We start from the raw sequence: 15,180 nt of genomic DNA on the forward strand, positions 1-15,180 counted from the left end.
AGCCGCCCCTGGTTTCTTATTTTGCTTTCGGTGTCACCATTTCTTCTGGTTTCACAAATTGCTCGAACTGCTCCTCTGTTAGCAGTTCTAATTGAAGTGCTGCTTCTTTTAGTGTTAATCCTTCTTTGTGAGCAAGCTTCGCAATTTTCGCTGCATTTTCATATCCGATGTGCGGGTTAAGTGCCGTCACAAGCATCAATGAATTGTTCAAGTTTTTCTCAATTGTTTCTAGGTTTGGTTCGATTCCTACTGCACACTTGTCATGGAATGAGTTCATGCCGTCAGCAAGTAATTCAACGGATTGCAGGAAGTTATAAATGATGACCGGCTTAAAGACGTTCAGCTCAAAGTTTCCTTGGCTGGCGGCAAAACCGATTGTTGCATCATTCCCCATGATTTGTGCTGCAATCATAGTTAAAGCTTCACTTTGGGTTGGGTTGACTTTTCCTGGCATAATAGAGCTTCCCGGCTCATTTTCAGGAATGATCAATTCGCCGATTCCACAGCGTGGGCCACTTGCAAGCCATCTCACATCATTGGCAATTTTCATTAAATCAGCTGCAAGTGCTTTTAAAGCACCGTGTGCATACGTAATTTCATCATGGCTTGTCAGCGCATGGAATTTGTTTGGTGAAGAATTGAATGTTTGACCTGTCAGCTGGCTGATTTCCTCAGCAACATATTGACCGAACTCAGGGTGTGCGTTAATGCCTGTACCAACAGCAGTTCCGCCAATTGCCAGTTCTCTCATTTTTTCAGTTGATTCTAGAATCATTTCTTTTGAACGGTCCAGCATGTATACCCAGCCGCTAATTTCTTGGCCTACTGTCAGCGGTGTTGCATCCTGCAGGTGCGTACGGCCGATTTTCACAATCTCTTGATACGCTTTTGCTTTCTCATCAAGAGTTGTTCTTAACTGGTCAATAGCAGGCAGCAACTTTTTGTACACAGCTAAAACAGCTGCCACGTGCATAGCAGTTGGGAATGTATCGTTTGAGCTTTGGCTGCGGTTAACGTCATCATTCGGGTGAATGCTGAACTCACTATTTTTATCTTTCAAATAAGCAGTTGCTCTATTTGCAACGACTTCGTTCATGTTCATATTACTTTGTGTTCCACTGCCTGTCTGCCAAACAACAAGCGGGAAATGCTCGTCATATTTTCCGCTGATGATGTCATCACATACAGCAGCAATTGCTTCTGCTTTTTCGCTTTCAAGGTTGCCAAGACGTTCGTTGGCAATCGCTGTGCTACGTTTCAAAATTGCAAACGCATTCACAACTTCCTTTGGCATTTTCTCAGAACCGATTTTGAAATTTTCTTTGCTTCGTTGTGTTTGTGCACCCCAGAACTTGTCCTTCGGCACTTTGATTTCGCCCATTGTATCTTTTTCGATTCTAAATTCCGTCATTATGTATCCCTCCATAGCTTCTCATCACTCAACTCTATTCTATACAAAAAACGAAAATCCTTTAAGCGTTTTCAATTAAAATTTTATCTTTATTTTAATTTTAGTTCAATATAAACGCGAACATCCTTCGAATATTTGTATTTTGGGTTCGTTTTTCCGTAATCCTTTGATGTATATGTCACCTCATAATGCTTGTCAAACGACTGTAGAATACGGTCGATCTCCTCTTTTGTTCCTGCTAAACGAATCTGTGCCATCTTGTTTCCTCCAAAACCCTCATTCTTTCTTTTACCACAAAATAATGTAACACAGAATATTGTTTTTTCAAGCAGGTAATGCTAAGAAAAAGATTTGAGGCGGGTGATCCTAATGAATCAAACTCCATTAAAAGAGCACTTATACGATAATCTCTCCGTCATCCTTCCACAATTAAAGGAAATGGACGATTTGGTCCATGAGAAAAAAACGCTGCCTCACGGACAGGTTGTTTACTATTTATACATAAAAGAAATGAACGAAACGATGGAGATTCAAACCTTTTTAAAGCTGCTTCTCCAAGATCATACGTCTCTCACAAAAGAGAAGCTGGAATCCAATTTATCGATGATGACCACCCGTTCGGTGAAGACCTCTGAGGAATTGGTCGCTGCGATATTTGATGGACATTGCGTGGTACTGATTAACGGATTTCAGCATGCGTATATTTTAGAAACGCATGGAACTCAGAAACGCAGTATAGGGGATGCTACCTCTGAAACAGTTGTGAGAGGACCGAAAATTGGCTTTATTGAGGATTTAGATACGAACTTAGCTCTTGTAAGACAGCGCTTGAAAAACCCCGATCTCAAAACGGTTGACATGAAGATTGGACAAAAGAAATACACCCAAGTGACCATCATGTACATAGATGGTATCGCTCAATCGTCTGTTTTAAAAGAAGTGAAAAAACGACTCAAGCAAGTCACCATTGATGATATACAAGACTCTGGGGTTCTTGAGGAACTGATTGAGGACAATGTGTACTCTCCTTTTCCGCAAATCCAAAACACAGAACGGCCGGATAAAGTGGCATCCGCTTTAAATAATGGACGTGTCGCCATTTTTGTCGATCATTCACCTTTTGTGTTAATTGTACCTGCTTCTCTTGCGACGATTATGCAATCACCTGATGATTATTATGAAAGGTGGATCGCTGCCTCTCTCATTCGGATGCTGCGGTTTACCTCTATCTTTCTGACATTATTTTTATCAGCGATTTATATTGCGCTTGTGTCCTTCCATCAAGGGCTTTTACCTACACCTCTGGCTATTTCGATCTCAAGTACTAGAGAAAATGTCCCCTTTCCGCCTATTGTGGAGGCACTCATCATGGAGATTACGATTGAACTGCTGCGGGAAGCTGGTTTAAGGCTGCCAAATCCGCTCGGTCAAACGATTGGACTTGTAGGCGGAGTTGTCATCGGACAGGCGGCGGTTCAGGCCCATATTGTGAGCTCAATCATGGTGATTATCGTTAGTGTGATTGCCCTTGCATCATTCACTGTCCCTCAATATGGGATGGGGATGTCGTTCCGAGTGCTCCGGTTTGTGTCCATGTTTACAGCAGCTACCTTTGGTTTATATGGGATTGTGCTGTTCATGCTCGTTCTCCTTACTCATTTAACACGGCAAAAAAGTTTTGGTACACCTTATTTCTCACCAGATTTTGTGTTCAGCTATAAAAACAAAGACAATTCCATCATTCGATTGCCTTTAAAAAATCAAAAGAAAGGAGAACGATATGGTCAATCATAAAGAGTCGATCACAAGCTATCAGGCAAGTGCCATAATTGCCAATACAACATTAGGTGCAAGTATGATGATTCTGCCACGAGCAATGGCTCAGGCTGCAGCTACACCTGACGGCTGGATTGCGCTCTTACTCATGAGTGCCATTTACATTGTGTTTATTTTTGTGAATGTCCTTATGATGAAAAAAGTCCCCTTCTCCTCTTACTATGATTATACAAATGAGGGGCTTGGAAAGTGGATTGGTGCTCTTACTAACCTGCTCATTATTATTTATTTTCTTGGCGTTGCTAGCTATGAAGTACGGGCTATGTCGGAAATGGTGAAGTTCTTTTTGCTTCAAAACACACCTGTAGCGGTGACCATAATCAGCTTTATTTTGGTTGGTCTTTATCTTGTAGTCGGCGGGATTGGTGATTTTGCCAGACTGTGCCCTTTTTTTCTCATTGTGACCCTGATTATCTTATTTATTGCTTACGGACTCAGTGTTCAAGAGTTTAAGTTAGATAACCTCCGTCCTGTTTTAGGAGAGGGCTTCTCCCCTGTCTTCAAATCCCTTAACGCATCAGCCATTTCGTTTGTCGGCATTGAAATGATATTGTTTATGCCTGCCTATATGAACACGCAAAAACACACCTTTGCTTATGGCGCAGTCGGCTTTTTGATTCCTGCGATCATCTATATTTTCACCTATATTCTTGTCGTTGGTGCGTTCACGGTGAAAGAAACGGCGACTTTGACTTGGCCGACGATTGCCTTATTTCAATCGTTTGATATACAAGGAATCTTTATTGAGCGAATCGAATCCTTTTTGCTCATCGTTTGGCTTGTTCAGCTTTATACGAGCTTCGTAGGATATACGTTTTTTGCTGCAATGGGGATATCCAAACTCACAAAATTCCCCAAAAAGATCGTGCTCACGCTGATGGGAATTGTCATCTACTTTGCCGCCATTTTCCCAAAGGATGTTGATACAGTACGTGATTATTTAACTTATGTGAACCATTTATTTTTCCTTTTATTCGGTATCCTCCCGTTTCTCTTATTTATCATCGTGTTTTTGAAAAGGAGGCGGAAAGCAGCATGAAAAAGAAAACGGTCTTTGCATTACTGGCCCTTGTTCTATTAAGTGGATGCTGGGATAGTACCAATATTGAGGAGCTCAACATGGCGATTGGTTATGGCTTAGATAAAGGAGATAACGGTCATAAGCTTAAAATATCTATGCAAGTCCTTGTTCCTCAAAAAATTGAACAAGAATCCAGCGTAAAAGACCCAACAAAAATTATTGAAACTAGTGGTGATTCCGTACATCAAATATTCCGAACAACGACTCTCAAAAGTCATCGGATTTTCGCCCAGCAGCTGAGAGTGTATTTATTTTCTGAAGAGCTCATCAATGAGAATAATTTCGACCTCGTCATTAATCAATTCATTCGTGACAATGAAACGCGGAGAGGAAGCCTCGTCTTTATGACCTCTGAGAAGCCTGGAGACTTGCTGAAAATCAATGACGATGGGCAGCCAGCTTCTTCTACATTATATGATATTTCTACGAATACTAAATCGACTATACGTATGCTCAAGCCCGTTTCATTAGGAGATATTTCTTCTGCTATGCAAAACAACGTATCTTTTGCTGTTCCGAAAGTTGGTGTAGATCAAGGGAAATTAATGCTAGACGGAGCCTCTATTATAAAGAATAGACGATTTCTCACCAACATCTCTCCGTTAGCAGTGCAGTCATACAACCTGTTGACCGGAGAAGGAAAAGGCGGAGTCATTGAATTTGAATATGATCACAGCATCTATTCGTTTGAGATTTTTAAACTGAAACACAACATTGAAACGAATAAAACAGCCAGCGGAAAATATCAGTTTAATGTGTCAGTGGAGCTTGATGGAAGATTATCAGAGGATTGGAATGAGCGGGAAAATGCATTTAATGAAAAGTATCTTCAAGAGATTGAAGGTGTAGTGGAGCGTCGATTAGAGAAAAACGTAAAAGATTTCATTGGGGAATTACAACATGAGATCAAAGCAGATATTTGTGGGTTTTCTCAAAAAGCGAGTATTGCGTATCCAAAGGACTTTCGAAAAGAAGCGAAGCATTGGGATGAGATTTTTAGTGAATCGGACATTCGTTACAAGGCAAATGTGAAAATCCGTGACTTCGGGACTAAGGGCGCAACACAATCTTTATAGAGTATGTTAAAATGGTAAGAAAAAAAGGGTGTCAATCATGAAACGAGCTTTACTTTCGGCCGGCATTCTATTTTTGATTCTAGGGATACTTCTGTTAATCGTTGTATTCATGCAATCAAAAGAAGATTTCTTCATTGAAGCCGACAGCTTTTCAAGCACATTTTTGATCGTGGTTTATTATGGACAAACCCCTGCGCTCCTTCTGTTGGGAGGCGGATTATTCGTCGGACTTTCACAGATCATTGATTTGCAGGAAAAAAAAGCGGCAGCAGCAAAGGAGAGCGTAAAGCTTTTATCCGAAATGAAGAAAACCCTGGAGGAAAAATCGGCCAAGGAGCAGGAGGCTTTTCCAGTTCCTGAGCTCCATCAACTATCCGAACGTCCGATCACAGGACAGAAGGACTAATTTTACGCATGTTCTAGCAGCTTTCACTTGAAAGCTGTTTTTTATTGAATCAGCTTATGGCGGTGCGCATACACAGCCGCTTGCGTTCGATCTTCCACATCAAGTTTGGAAAGAATGTTGGTAATATGTGTCTTCACCGTTTTAATTGTAATAAATAATTCCTCGGCAATGACCTTATTCGATTTCCCATCCGCAATCAGCTTCAAGATCTCCATTTCTCTTGCTGTTAATGAATCATGAAGGATGGACCCATTTGATGAATGACGGAGTTTATTCATGACCTTTCCAGCCACTTTCGATTCAAGTCTTGGTTCGCCGATACTTGCCGATCTGATGGCATCAGCAATTTCTCCTGCCTTGGATGTTTTTAATAAATAGCTTAAAGCACCCGCCTCAATCACAGGATAGACTTTATCATCGTCAATAAAGCTCGTCAGAACGATGATCTTGGCATCTTCAATTTCCTGACAAATTCTTTTCGTTGCTTCTATGCCATCCATCCCTTCCATGACAAGATCCATTAAAATCACATCTGGCCTTAATTCAACGGCTAGCTCTACACCTTTTTGTCCATCTGACGCTTCACCAATGACTTCAATATCAGCCTGCGCCTCTAAAAAGGCCGCAAGCCCCATTCTCACCATTTCGTGATCGTCTATTAAAAGCACTCGAATCATCGAACGTTCTCTCCTTTTCCTTCATCAAAAATGGGAACCTTCACATCAATTTGTGTGCCTTTTCCCTCAAATGACATAATCTCTGCGACACCGCCTACCTCACTTGTTCTTTCTCGAATCGATTCCAGTCCGTAGGAGGCCGTCTTCACATGGTCTGTTTGAAAGCCAATACCATTATCAATAATCTTTAGCTGCACTTGCCGGTTTCTGATGAGCAGACGCACTGTCACTTTTGTCGCCTTTGCATGCCTAAACACATTCGACAGTGCTTCTTGCACAATTCGGAAGAGGTGGTCCTCTACTCCTTTAGATAACGGAACATCATCTTCGATTTCCCAATCAATATCAATCGGCTGCTTTGCTTGGAATTCATTTAGCAGCTCAATTAAGCCTTTTTTCAAGTCTTTTCCTTCTAGAGTGATCGGTCTCAAATGAAGCAGAAGAGCACGCATCTCATTTTGTGCATCGCCAGACATTCGTTCGACAAGCTGCATTTGTTTTAAAATCTTTTCGTCCTTTTCCTTCATGCCTTCAAGAATAGCTGAGGTCATCATCGAAATCGCAAATAACTGCTGGCTGACCGCATCATGAAGCTCTCTTGCCAGCCGCTGGCGCTCTTCTGAGACCACCGATTTCTTCATTTGAACCTGCCATTCAGCCCGTTCATTTGAAAGCTTTTGCAAAGAGGCTACTTGCCCTTCCACCCGCTTCGCCATTTCATTTAATTGATCGGCGGCTAAGCCAATTTCATCATCGCCAAGAGACGGCAGCCTGTATGCAAAGTTTCCATTTTCAAACTTCAAAATCGACTCTACAAGCTGATCGAGGCGCTTCTTATGCTGATAGCCAAATACACTCCCGGCAAAAATCCCAATCGCAAGACTAACGATGAGTAAAATACAAAAAAACGGTATGCCAAACCAGCGGGTAGAAAGCAGGATCATTGGATCAAGCTGATAATAAAAAAACATCGGCAATGTCGTCATCGCCACAACACCTAGCGAGATGCCGATTCCAAGACGAACAGATTGCCACTGGATTCCTAAATGCAATTTCCTCATAAGTATCTCACATCCACATCTCCGATCAGTAGCGAGATGGAGATTTTCACTTTTCGTTTGCTCTCATCGTAATCGTTGGTCATCACGTACACTTTACTGCCGAACCCGCTTCTTTTTTCATCTATGATTTTCATATCACCAATCGCGGCGGAAGCACTCACACATACTTCAATATCCTGCGGTACGTAAATATCCACATCTCCGATCAGCCCGCTAATCACGATCGTACTCTCTTCTTCTGCGATGATCGCCTTTGATAAATCGATTTTAACATCGCCAATAAAACCTGAAATCGTCAAATCACTTAATTGAAACGGCTTTTTCATCAGCCTGACTTCACCAATAAAAAAGTCATGCTCTTTGCGCGGCTTTGTCTGGCTTTTTGTTTTCTTCTGATCGCTCTTTTTTTCAAGATTGACTTTCAGTGAAGGCTTCCCGTCTTCTGATGTTTCCTTTTTATCGACATCAAAAACAGGTTTATTTTTCAATAAGCGATAGCCGGCATAAATCAAAAAGGCCGCAAATAGGTAACCTGTTAAACTAAATGTAATATTGAGCAGAAATTTTAAGAAGAGAAAGCCGGCAAAAATATAGGAAACTGAACCGAGCCAACGTTTGGATCGTGAGTGCAGCCAATAACCCGCCAGCGCAAAAAACACAGGCCAAAACAAATCTGCTCCGATCCCAATAATTTTGAGAAATAAATTAATACCAAATATCACGACAATGATGCCTAAAATTTGATTCCTTGTAAAACGCAGTTGACTCGCCTCCTTCCTTTCTTTCATTCATTACCGCAGCTTGAGGTTACCACTTGTCATTTCAATATCGACTAAATGTGTCCCTTTTCCCCGCGTACCTGTAAAGCCTCGACCTTCACTATCCACTTGATCAAAGTCATACGAGTGATCGACGCTTCCACTTGTTTTTTTCACCTGAACGTTGAAATCTCCGTCATCTGGCAAATTAAATTTCGCGCTCCCTGATGTCATATGAAAGGAGACAGGTGACTCAATTGTATCAAAACTTGCTGTCAATCGGCCGCTTGTCATGCCCAATTGCAGCTCGCCTTTGACATCATTAATATCGGCACGCCCTGAAGTTGCCCCAATATCACTATCCTTCGCATCGATGTGCGACACTGCCAGCCTGCCAGAGGTTGCTTTGATTTCTACATTTTTTGCTGAGAAATTCTCGGCTGTGAGGTTTCCGCTCGTTGATTTGAGTATCACATCTTGAAGGGACAGCTTTCCTTCTCCGTCAATCTCACTGACGCCGCTTCCACCCGTAATCTTCACATTTTTATGATAATCTGTTGGAATTTTAACTAAAAGCTCTCCTTTTTCAAATTGAGTAAAAAACAAGAAGCTTTTATTTTCAGCACGAATTTTGAACGTACCGCCTGTTTGCTCCGCATACATTTTCCCTTTTCCATTGACAGCAGTCACGGAAATATCGGAACGATTTTCAGGTTTTACCTTCACGCGAAACCCAGAAAGAGAAATATCTAATTGATCAATCTCCTCTTTTTTCGCTGAAGCTGTTGTCACTGGTTTTTCACGGGAAAAACTTAAATGAAAGAGATTTTCATTTTTGAAAAGCATGCCAATCATTAAAAAGATACCTACAAGTATACAAATTAGACCGATTAATCGCTTCATTCATACCATCCCTTTATCTTCTGACCTTTTCATTATAAGGAAAAGCGAAACAGAAAGAAATCAAATATCGGAAGAAAAAGCCTGCTTTTCTTCCGATGTGATCTCTATACGTTTGCTTGCTGTTGTTCAGGCTTTTTCTCGAGCTTGAGCTTCTGCCATTCTTTTTCAACCTCATCGGCATAATCTAAATGAGCATATGCCCCTTGATCTGCAAATTGTGCATAGCTGCCTGCTTTTGTTTCCATTTCTTCAATACGGTTCTCCATTCGGAGAAACTCTTTATATGCACTTTCACTGTCTACTTTATTGATGGAATCATTCATATGCTGCTTTGCCTGTGCGGCATTGGCTCTTGCAATCAGTGCCTGCTTCTTGTCTTTTATATCACGCAGCTTCGTTTCTAAGTGCTGCAATTGCTCTTTCAGCTCTTTCAATTGTTTCACAGATTGCTGATAGGCTTCCTGATATTCGTTGTGCTTTTCTTCAAAATACTTCATTTCTGTGAGCGCTTTTCGTGCAAGCTCCTCTTCTCCCGCATGATATGCCAGCTCGGCCTGCTTCTTTCGCTTTTCAGCAAATGCTTCCGTCTCTTCTGCTTTTCGCAGGAAGCCTTGCTGAATCGTTTGCTGTTTGATGATGGCATGTTTCGCTTTCGCAACATCATCCTCCATATCACGAACGTATTGATTCAGCATGACACGCGGATTCTCCAATTTATCTAAACCTTCATTGACAGTTGCAACAAACATATCTCTTACTCTTCTTAATACCATTTGATATTCCTCCCTTTATTTTTTCTTTAAAAAGTCTTCCCATTCTTGATCAAAAGACGTATGAATCGGTTCTTCCGTATTAGGTGCCGTGTTTGGCTCCATATAGGCTCTGCTTGATGATTTTTTGGTAGATTCACCATTGATCATCGACCAGCCAAAATAAAGAAGTACCCCTGCAAATGCGATGCCGAGTATAAACGGCAGAAATTGCACGACGATCAATACACCAATGACTGCTAGAATGACACCTAAGGTTTTACTGCCTTTTTCGTATTTTTTAACACCTACATAGATGAGCCCTGCCCCAATCAAAACCGGGATCAGTCCACCAAATGAACCACCAAAGAAGATGGATAAACCGACAAACAATAAAATTGAACCGATAATGGTTTTACTTGTTATTTTCATCTTCATGCCTCCTTTCTTGCTCCTTGCTTTAACTATAGTCAAAAAAGAAAGCCGGCAAAACGTGTCACAGATTGATCTTTGATTGCGACTAGAGTCGTAACAATGCTCAGACTGAGCGGCAGAACCTAATAAAAAAGCACTCTTCTATTTGAAGAGTGCTTTCCTTATTTAGAACGAAACACGTCGGCACTTCGTTCATATTCAACATCAGCTTCACCAAGCCGATGATTCACGATTCGGGCGGCTGCAAATAAATAATCGGATAGACGGTTTACGTAAGTGAGCGCAACGGCTGGTATCTCCTCCTGTTTCGCAAGCGTCACAATATGCCGCTCGGCTCTTCTGACGACTGTCCGCGCCACATGTAAGAGAGCAGCGCCTTCCTGACCACCCGGTAAAATAAACTTGGTAAGCGGCGCGGCCTCTTCTACATAGACATCCATTCTTTCCTCAAGGACTGTCACAGAGGCTTCTGTTAATTTGCCTTCTTTACGTGGTTTGACTGCTGCCAAATCACCGCCGCAGTCAAACAGCTCATGCTGTATAACGATCAGCTCTGACAAAAGGTCCGGAAACAATTCGCCATGCTGCCGTAATTTTGCATGCGCGAGTCCAATAAAGCTATTCGCCTCGTCTAACGTACCATACGCCTCTACTCTCACATCATCTTTATCAGCTCTTCCTCCGATCAAGCCTGTTTGGCCCTGATCCCCGGTTTTCGTATAAAGTTTCAACGGTTTTCCCTCTTTTCTACTGCTTTGTCTTTTTAGTATAACCCGAACTGAATAAGATGCAGTTGTTTTACTAAATCATGAGGAATGAATGTCATCAATGAAAAAGAAAAGTGAACCATTTGTTAAATTAAGATATTAAATAATAGGATAGATAGTCCATTATGAAGGCAAACCATCCTTTTTATTTCATTATAAAATAGTGATTGAAGATATAGTTTATAATGTAAAACATGATTAAGACAAAATGAAGGAGGATGGTATGAGTAAATTTAGTTTATTTAACAAGTTTTTGGTACAAGAAGGCGAAAGAGAAAAAATGGTTGATATTCTATTAGAAGCAGCAGAATCAATGAAGAATTTGGATGAATGTGACATATATCTTGTGAATATTTCCGAGAATGAACCAAGTTCTGTTTATGTTTATGAAGTGTGGGCAAATGAAGATGCCCATCAAGCGTCTCTAGGTCTCGAAGCTACCCAAACATTAATAAGTCGTGCGAAACCAATTATGACTGGCATGGAAAGAATCCGCACTTTAATAACAAAAGGCGGAAAGGGCATTTCATCTAATAAGAATTAAACCGCCTTATATATAAAATTAGAACTAGCTGGCATAGTTGCAATTTTTTCTTATTTAAAACAAAGATTAAGAACTATTGTAAGGACTACACATTTTAGATATGTGTAGTCCTTTTAATACCAACTGTCTTACTCAACTAACCTAAATATAATTGTACATTCACTTTTGAATGACATTCAACGTTTGAAGAAGCCTTTGTACCTTTTGTCCTAATCTTTCGTGTAAATGGTCAGCATCCTTCGTTTCTTGCGTATTGAGTGCAGCGATGCACAGATGATGGATTGGAATGCTTGTTTCTTGCTTCATGATATGCATAAGCTGCCCAATAAGCTGAACAGCTGCGCCGTCAGCTAAAGATCGTTTCAGGATAAGCCAAATGGTCAACGCTTCCTGCTGAAGCATGCCGTAAAGGATCATATCGTCTTCGGCGTCTTCTGCGGCATATTGCGCTAATCCGTTAGCTTGCTCGAAAAACAGCATATCTTCAGCTGACTCTAGCTGCTCGTGAAGCGTCTTCGTTCCCGTTCCAATAGACCTTTTCCAAAAGAACCCGCCGTTTTTCTTATGTGAGGAAAGGATGCGAAGAGGCTGATTAATGGAAAACGTCATCCCTTCTGAGCCATATGTCCTCCAGCCATCCGCTATGTTTACAATTGATGCTTTAGAAGGGGCTGCAGGCTCAACCATCAGCTGAGGGTTAGCCCTAAATGGATGCTGGAGCGGTGTCACATTTGTTTCATACACACGGTTGATTCGTTCAGTGGTCAAGACGTGATGCGGCATTCCTAACATGTCTGTCTTTCCTTCATGAAGCAGCAGCAGCCGATCACAATATAAACTGGCGATGTTTACATCATGGAATACGCCAATGACCGTTAATCTAGAGGAAGTCGTTTCTTCTTTAATTAAATCAAGCAAATCTTTTTGATAGGCTAAATCAAGGAAACTCGTTGGTTCATCCAGCAATAAATATTCAGGCTGCTGCGCCAATGCCTGTGCTAAATACACACGCTGCTGTTCTCCTCCGCTTAACTCATGGATGGATTGATTCTTAAACTGTGCAACACCCGTTTGTTCCATGACTTTGCTGACGACCTGCACATCTTCTTGCGTGACAGATTGCAGCCACCCTTTTTGATATGGATAACGGCCGAATTGGACGGTTTCTTCCACCGTAAATGAAAAAGCTTGGTCCGTTTTCTGCGGCAGAACTGCCATCTTTTGCGCAAGCGCCTTTGGCTGATAGGATTGAATAAGGTGACCGCCGAGACGTACTTCACCACTCATAGGTGCTAAAATCCCTGCCATCATTTTAAGAAGGGTCGTCTTACCGCTCCCGTTTGGACCGAGTATACCGAGAAATTCTCCTTGCTTTACTTCAAGATTAATACCACGAATGACCTCTTTCTCTCCATATCCACCTCTGATTTCCTTCACTTGAATCATACGTGCGTCCCCCCTCTATATTTACGAATGAGGATGATGCCAAATACAGGTGCACCAATTAACGCAGTAATGATGCCAATCGGTAATTCAGTCGGCTCAATGATGGTACGGGATAACACATCTGCTAATACAAGAAAGGAAGCACCATTCAGCATAGACAAAGGCAGTAGATGCCGATGATCCGTAATAGTTAAGAGACGGATAAAATGAGGAATCACAAGACCTACAAAACCGATCGTCCCTGATACCGCTACTGCACTTCCGGTCAGGATCGAGCCCGCCAGCAGCACAATATATTTGCTCCTTTTCACATGTACACCTAATAGCTTTGCCTTCTCCTCGCCATACGTCATCACATTCAAATCTCGTCCCATCAACATTAACGCAAAGGTCCCAACAAGAAAGAAAGGAAGAAAAAGCACAATATAACGCCAGCCCCTCATGGACACACTGCCAAGCAGCCAATGAATGATCTCTTTTAGATCATCACCTGTTAAAGCAATCATCAATGAAATGAGCGCACCCAAAAAAGAGCTGAAAATTACTCCTGTCAAAATTAAAGAAGATATGCTCATCCCCCGATGAACAAGACGCGCAAAAAAGAGAACGAGACAGAGGGTCACAAGCGCTGTTGTCATACTGAATAATGGCAGTGTGAAACTGCCAAAAAGCGGGAGCTGCAAGCTGAAAAACAGGGTCGCTACGGCTCCAACTGATGCCCCTTGAGATACCCCCAGCGTATAAGGGTCAGCGAGAGGATTTTTTAATAAACCTTGAAAAGCTGCACCAGATAATGCAAGTGCTGCACCGACTAATGCCGCTAATATGACTCTTGGCAGTCGAATGTTCATCATAATATTGCGATCGATGGAATCAATGGTTCCAAACTGCACTCCGAATAGTTCATGAACAAATATACGAAGAATAGAAGGAATGGGAATCCCTAAGCTTCCAAAGGAGATTCCCATTCCAATGCTCATCGCAAGAAGTAAAACACTTAGTGTATATGCGATGATCAATTTATTTGAACGTATCAGGATAGACGTTTTTCGCAAGAGCCTCGACTCCTTCAACCAATCGCGGTCCCGGTCTTGATGCGAGATCCGTATTCAATTGAAAGACTTGTTTTTCTTTCATTGCTTTCATTGCATTCCAGCCGTCTCTTTTTTTCAAATCAGCTAAGCTGGAACCATCAATTGTCACGATGACATCAGGATTTCGCTTGATGATCGATTCTTCCGTCATTTGCACCCAGCCAGTTTGATCGCCTGCAGCATTTTTGGCATGGATAACAGAAAGCATTTCATCCATAAATGTATTCTTACCAGTTGTATAGATTTCAGGTGCACCTGATACTTCGACAAAGACTGTTTTTTGCTTGTCTTTCGAAATCCCCTCTGCTTGTTTCTTGATGTCATTCAGCTTTGTTTTCATTTCGTCTACAAGCTTTGTTGATGCTTCTTTCACGCCAGCTGCTTCACCGATCATATTGATTGATTTGTACACATCCTTAAAGGACGTTGCATCATTTACAGTCAGCACTTGGATGCCTGCATCTTCAAGCTGTTTAAATCCATCTTTTGATCCCATCTGAGATGCATGTGCTAAGACAAGATCTGGCTTTAAGGAAATGACCTTCTCGACATTGAATTCAAGTCCGCCAATCTTCTCTACCTTTTCGACTTCCTTTGGATAATTGTCAAAGTCTGATCGTCCAACCATTTTATCTCCAAGCCCGAGTGCATAAGCAACTTCCGTATTACTTGGAATTAACGAAACAATTCGTTTAGGCTGTTCTTTGATTTCAACTGTTTTGCCAGCTGCATCTTTTATCGATACTGGAAAAGCCGCAGTGGCCGTTTCTTTATTTTGTGACCCTTTTGCTTTGTGATCTGTCTCAGCGCCTGCACATCCTGCTAAAACACCCATCACAAGCAATAAAGATAGCCAAATAGCTGTTAACTTTTTCATGAGTGAACCCCCTGGTTTATGTACTGCTTAACGAAATCTCTTTCGTCAATTCTTTTCTA

At 41.6% G+C, this 15,180-nt stretch carries 17 protein-coding genes; 5 read left to right on the forward strand and 12 right to left on the reverse strand.

Annotated elements, in window-relative coordinates:
- Window positions 1-16: 16 nt before the first annotated feature.
- Together fumC and AWT60_RS06210 are read right to left on the reverse strand one after the other, a co-directional pair.
- Window positions 17-1,411: a class II fumarate hydratase gene (fumC, locus tag AWT60_RS06205; RefSeq protein WP_024423418.1), complete on the reverse strand. Its 1,395-nt coding sequence runs from the start codon at window positions 1,409-1,411 to the stop codon at window positions 17-19.
- Between the two features lie 89 nt (window positions 1,412-1,500).
- Window positions 1,501-1,668, reverse strand: a complete 168-nt coding sequence (locus tag AWT60_RS06210) for a YvzF family protein (RefSeq protein ID WP_003213147.1) — start codon at window positions 1,666-1,668, stop codon at window positions 1,501-1,503.
- Window positions 1,669-1,780: 112 nt separating this feature from the next.
- Here AWT60_RS06210 and AWT60_RS06215 point away from each other — a divergent pair, with 112 nt between their 5' ends.
- Genes AWT60_RS06215 through AWT60_RS06230 form a run of 4 tightly spaced genes read left to right on the forward strand, consistent with a single transcriptional unit; the run spans window position 1,781 to window position 5,810 of the window.
- Window positions 1,781-3,205: a spore germination protein gene (locus AWT60_RS06215; protein WP_041088322.1), complete on the forward strand. Its 1,425-nt coding sequence runs from the start codon at window positions 1,781-1,783 to the stop codon at window positions 3,203-3,205.
- Entirely contained in the window at window positions 3,192-4,286 is a 1,095-nt protein-coding gene (locus tag AWT60_RS06220; protein WP_041088320.1) for a GerAB/ArcD/ProY family transporter, read from the forward strand. The genes AWT60_RS06215 and AWT60_RS06220 overlap by 14 nt, the downstream gene beginning before the upstream one ends.
- Entirely contained in the window at window positions 4,283-5,404 is a 1,122-nt protein-coding gene (locus AWT60_RS06225; RefSeq protein ID WP_073979037.1) for a Ger(x)C family spore germination protein, read from the forward strand. Before AWT60_RS06220 ends, AWT60_RS06225 begins: the two co-directional genes overlap by 4 nt.
- Before the next feature lie 37 nt (window positions 5,405-5,441).
- On the forward strand, window positions 5,442-5,810 hold the full coding sequence (locus tag AWT60_RS06230) for a hypothetical protein (RefSeq protein ID WP_039181321.1): 369 nt from the start codon (window positions 5,442-5,444) through the stop codon (window positions 5,808-5,810).
- A gap of 41 nt (window positions 5,811-5,851) precedes the next feature.
- Here AWT60_RS06230 and liaR read toward each other — a convergent pair whose 3' ends face one another.
- The 7 genes from liaR to AWT60_RS06265 form a co-directional block, all read right to left on the reverse strand.
- On the reverse strand, window positions 5,852-6,487 hold the full coding sequence (liaR, locus tag AWT60_RS06235; protein ID WP_024426015.1) for a two-component system response regulator LiaR: 636 nt from the start codon (window positions 6,485-6,487) through the stop codon (window positions 5,852-5,854).
- On the reverse strand, window positions 6,484-7,548 hold the full coding sequence (liaS, locus tag AWT60_RS06240) for a two-component system sensor histidine kinase LiaS (RefSeq protein ID WP_041088315.1): 1,065 nt from the start codon (window positions 7,546-7,548) through the stop codon (window positions 6,484-6,486). The genes liaR and liaS overlap by 4 nt, the downstream gene beginning before the upstream one ends.
- On the reverse strand, window positions 7,545-8,336 hold the full coding sequence (gene liaF / locus AWT60_RS06245; RefSeq protein ID WP_169510657.1) for a cell wall-active antibiotics response protein LiaF: 792 nt from the start codon (window positions 8,334-8,336) through the stop codon (window positions 7,545-7,547). Before liaF ends, liaS begins: the two co-directional genes overlap by 4 nt.
- Window positions 8,337-8,339: 3 nt before the next feature.
- Complete coding sequence (gene liaG / locus AWT60_RS06250; RefSeq protein WP_041107741.1) at window positions 8,340-9,209, reverse strand: LiaG family protein; 870 nt, start codon at window positions 9,207-9,209, stop codon at window positions 8,340-8,342.
- Between the two features lie 104 nt (window positions 9,210-9,313).
- Window positions 9,314-9,982: a stress responsive protein LiaH gene (gene liaH, locus AWT60_RS06255; protein ID WP_024423427.1), complete on the reverse strand. Its 669-nt coding sequence runs from the start codon at window positions 9,980-9,982 to the stop codon at window positions 9,314-9,316.
- A 15-nt stretch (window positions 9,983-9,997) separates the two neighbouring features.
- Window positions 9,998-10,390: a hypothetical protein gene (locus AWT60_RS06260; protein ID WP_075621795.1), complete on the reverse strand. Its 393-nt coding sequence runs from the start codon at window positions 10,388-10,390 to the stop codon at window positions 9,998-10,000.
- 164 nt (window positions 10,391-10,554) lie between these two features.
- Window positions 10,555-11,124: a cob(I)yrinic acid a,c-diamide adenosyltransferase gene (locus AWT60_RS06265; protein WP_075621793.1), complete on the reverse strand. Its 570-nt coding sequence runs from the start codon at window positions 11,122-11,124 to the stop codon at window positions 10,555-10,557.
- A gap of 259 nt (window positions 11,125-11,383) precedes the next feature.
- Between AWT60_RS06265 and AWT60_RS06270 the strand changes: the two genes are divergently transcribed.
- Window positions 11,384-11,704 (forward strand): putative quinol monooxygenase, encoded by a 321-nt coding sequence (locus AWT60_RS06270; protein WP_087976162.1) that lies wholly within the window; start codon window positions 11,384-11,386, stop codon window positions 11,702-11,704.
- Between the two features lie 159 nt (window positions 11,705-11,863).
- Here AWT60_RS06270 and AWT60_RS06275 read toward each other — a convergent pair whose 3' ends face one another.
- The 3 genes from AWT60_RS06275 to AWT60_RS06285 are packed head-to-tail and all read right to left on the reverse strand — an operon-like array spanning window position 11,864 to window position 15,121.
- The gene (locus tag AWT60_RS06275; RefSeq protein WP_218677034.1) at window positions 11,864-13,150 is read right to left on the reverse strand and encodes a heme ABC transporter ATP-binding protein; all 1,287 of its coding nucleotides are present in this window, start codon (window positions 13,148-13,150) and stop codon (window positions 11,864-11,866) included.
- A complete protein-coding gene (locus AWT60_RS06280; protein ID WP_087976160.1) occupies window positions 13,147-14,205 on the reverse strand; it encodes a FecCD family ABC transporter permease in 1,059 nt (352 codons plus the stop codon). The genes AWT60_RS06275 and AWT60_RS06280 overlap by 4 nt, the downstream gene beginning before the upstream one ends.
- The gene (locus AWT60_RS06285; protein ID WP_087976159.1) at window positions 14,171-15,121 is read right to left on the reverse strand and encodes an ABC transporter substrate-binding protein; all 951 of its coding nucleotides are present in this window, start codon (window positions 15,119-15,121) and stop codon (window positions 14,171-14,173) included. Before AWT60_RS06285 ends, AWT60_RS06280 begins: the two co-directional genes overlap by 35 nt.
- Window positions 15,122-15,180 lie beyond the last annotated feature (59 nt).

It is taken from the genome of Bacillus sp. F2HM (genome assembly GCF_019266135.1).
GTDB lineage: Bacteria > Bacillota > Bacilli > Bacillales > Bacillaceae > Bacillus > Bacillus safensis.

Excerpts from the sequence above, each read along its gene's own strand:
- liaG (WP_041107741.1), bottom strand. The coding sequence starts at position 9,209 with ATGAAGCGATTAATCGGTCTAATTTGTATACTTGTAGGTATCTTTTTA.
- AWT60_RS06270 (WP_087976162.1), top strand. The coding sequence starts at position 11,384 with ATGAGTAAATTTAGTTTATTTAACAAGTTTTTGGTACAAGAAGGCGAA.
- AWT60_RS06210 (WP_003213147.1), bottom strand. The coding sequence starts at position 1,668 with ATGGCACAGATTCGTTTAGCAGGAACAAAAGAGGAGATCGACCGTATT.
- AWT60_RS06215 (WP_041088322.1), top strand. The coding sequence starts at position 1,781 with ATGAATCAAACTCCATTAAAAGAGCACTTATACGATAATCTCTCCGTC.
- liaR (WP_024426015.1), bottom strand. The coding sequence starts at position 6,487 with ATGATTCGAGTGCTTTTAATAGACGATCACGAAATGGTGAGAATGGGG.
- AWT60_RS06225 (WP_073979037.1), top strand. The coding sequence starts at position 4,283 with ATGAAAAAGAAAACGGTCTTTGCATTACTGGCCCTTGTTCTATTAAGT.
- fumC (WP_024423418.1), bottom strand. The coding sequence starts at position 1,411 with ATGACGGAATTTAGAATCGAAAAAGATACAATGGGCGAAATCAAAGTG.
- liaF (WP_169510657.1), bottom strand. The coding sequence starts at position 8,336 with ATGAAAGAAAGGAAGGAGGCGAGTCAACTGCGTTTTACAAGGAATCAA.
- AWT60_RS06220 (WP_041088320.1), top strand. The coding sequence starts at position 3,192 with ATGGTCAATCATAAAGAGTCGATCACAAGCTATCAGGCAAGTGCCATA.
- AWT60_RS06260 (WP_075621795.1), bottom strand. The coding sequence starts at position 10,390 with ATGAAAATAACAAGTAAAACCATTATCGGTTCAATTTTATTGTTTGTC.
- liaH (WP_024423427.1), bottom strand. The coding sequence starts at position 9,982 with ATGGTATTAAGAAGAGTAAGAGATATGTTTGTTGCAACTGTCAATGAA.
- AWT60_RS06230 (WP_039181321.1), top strand. The coding sequence starts at position 5,442 with ATGAAACGAGCTTTACTTTCGGCCGGCATTCTATTTTTGATTCTAGGG.
- liaS (WP_041088315.1), bottom strand. The coding sequence starts at position 7,548 with ATGAGGAAATTGCATTTAGGAATCCAGTGGCAATCTGTTCGTCTTGGA.
- AWT60_RS06275 (WP_218677034.1), bottom strand. The coding sequence starts at position 13,150 with ATGATTCAAGTGAAGGAAATCAGAGGTGGATATGGAGAGAAAGAGGTC.
- AWT60_RS06285 (WP_087976159.1), bottom strand. The coding sequence starts at position 15,121 with ATGAAAAAGTTAACAGCTATTTGGCTATCTTTATTGCTTGTGATGGGT.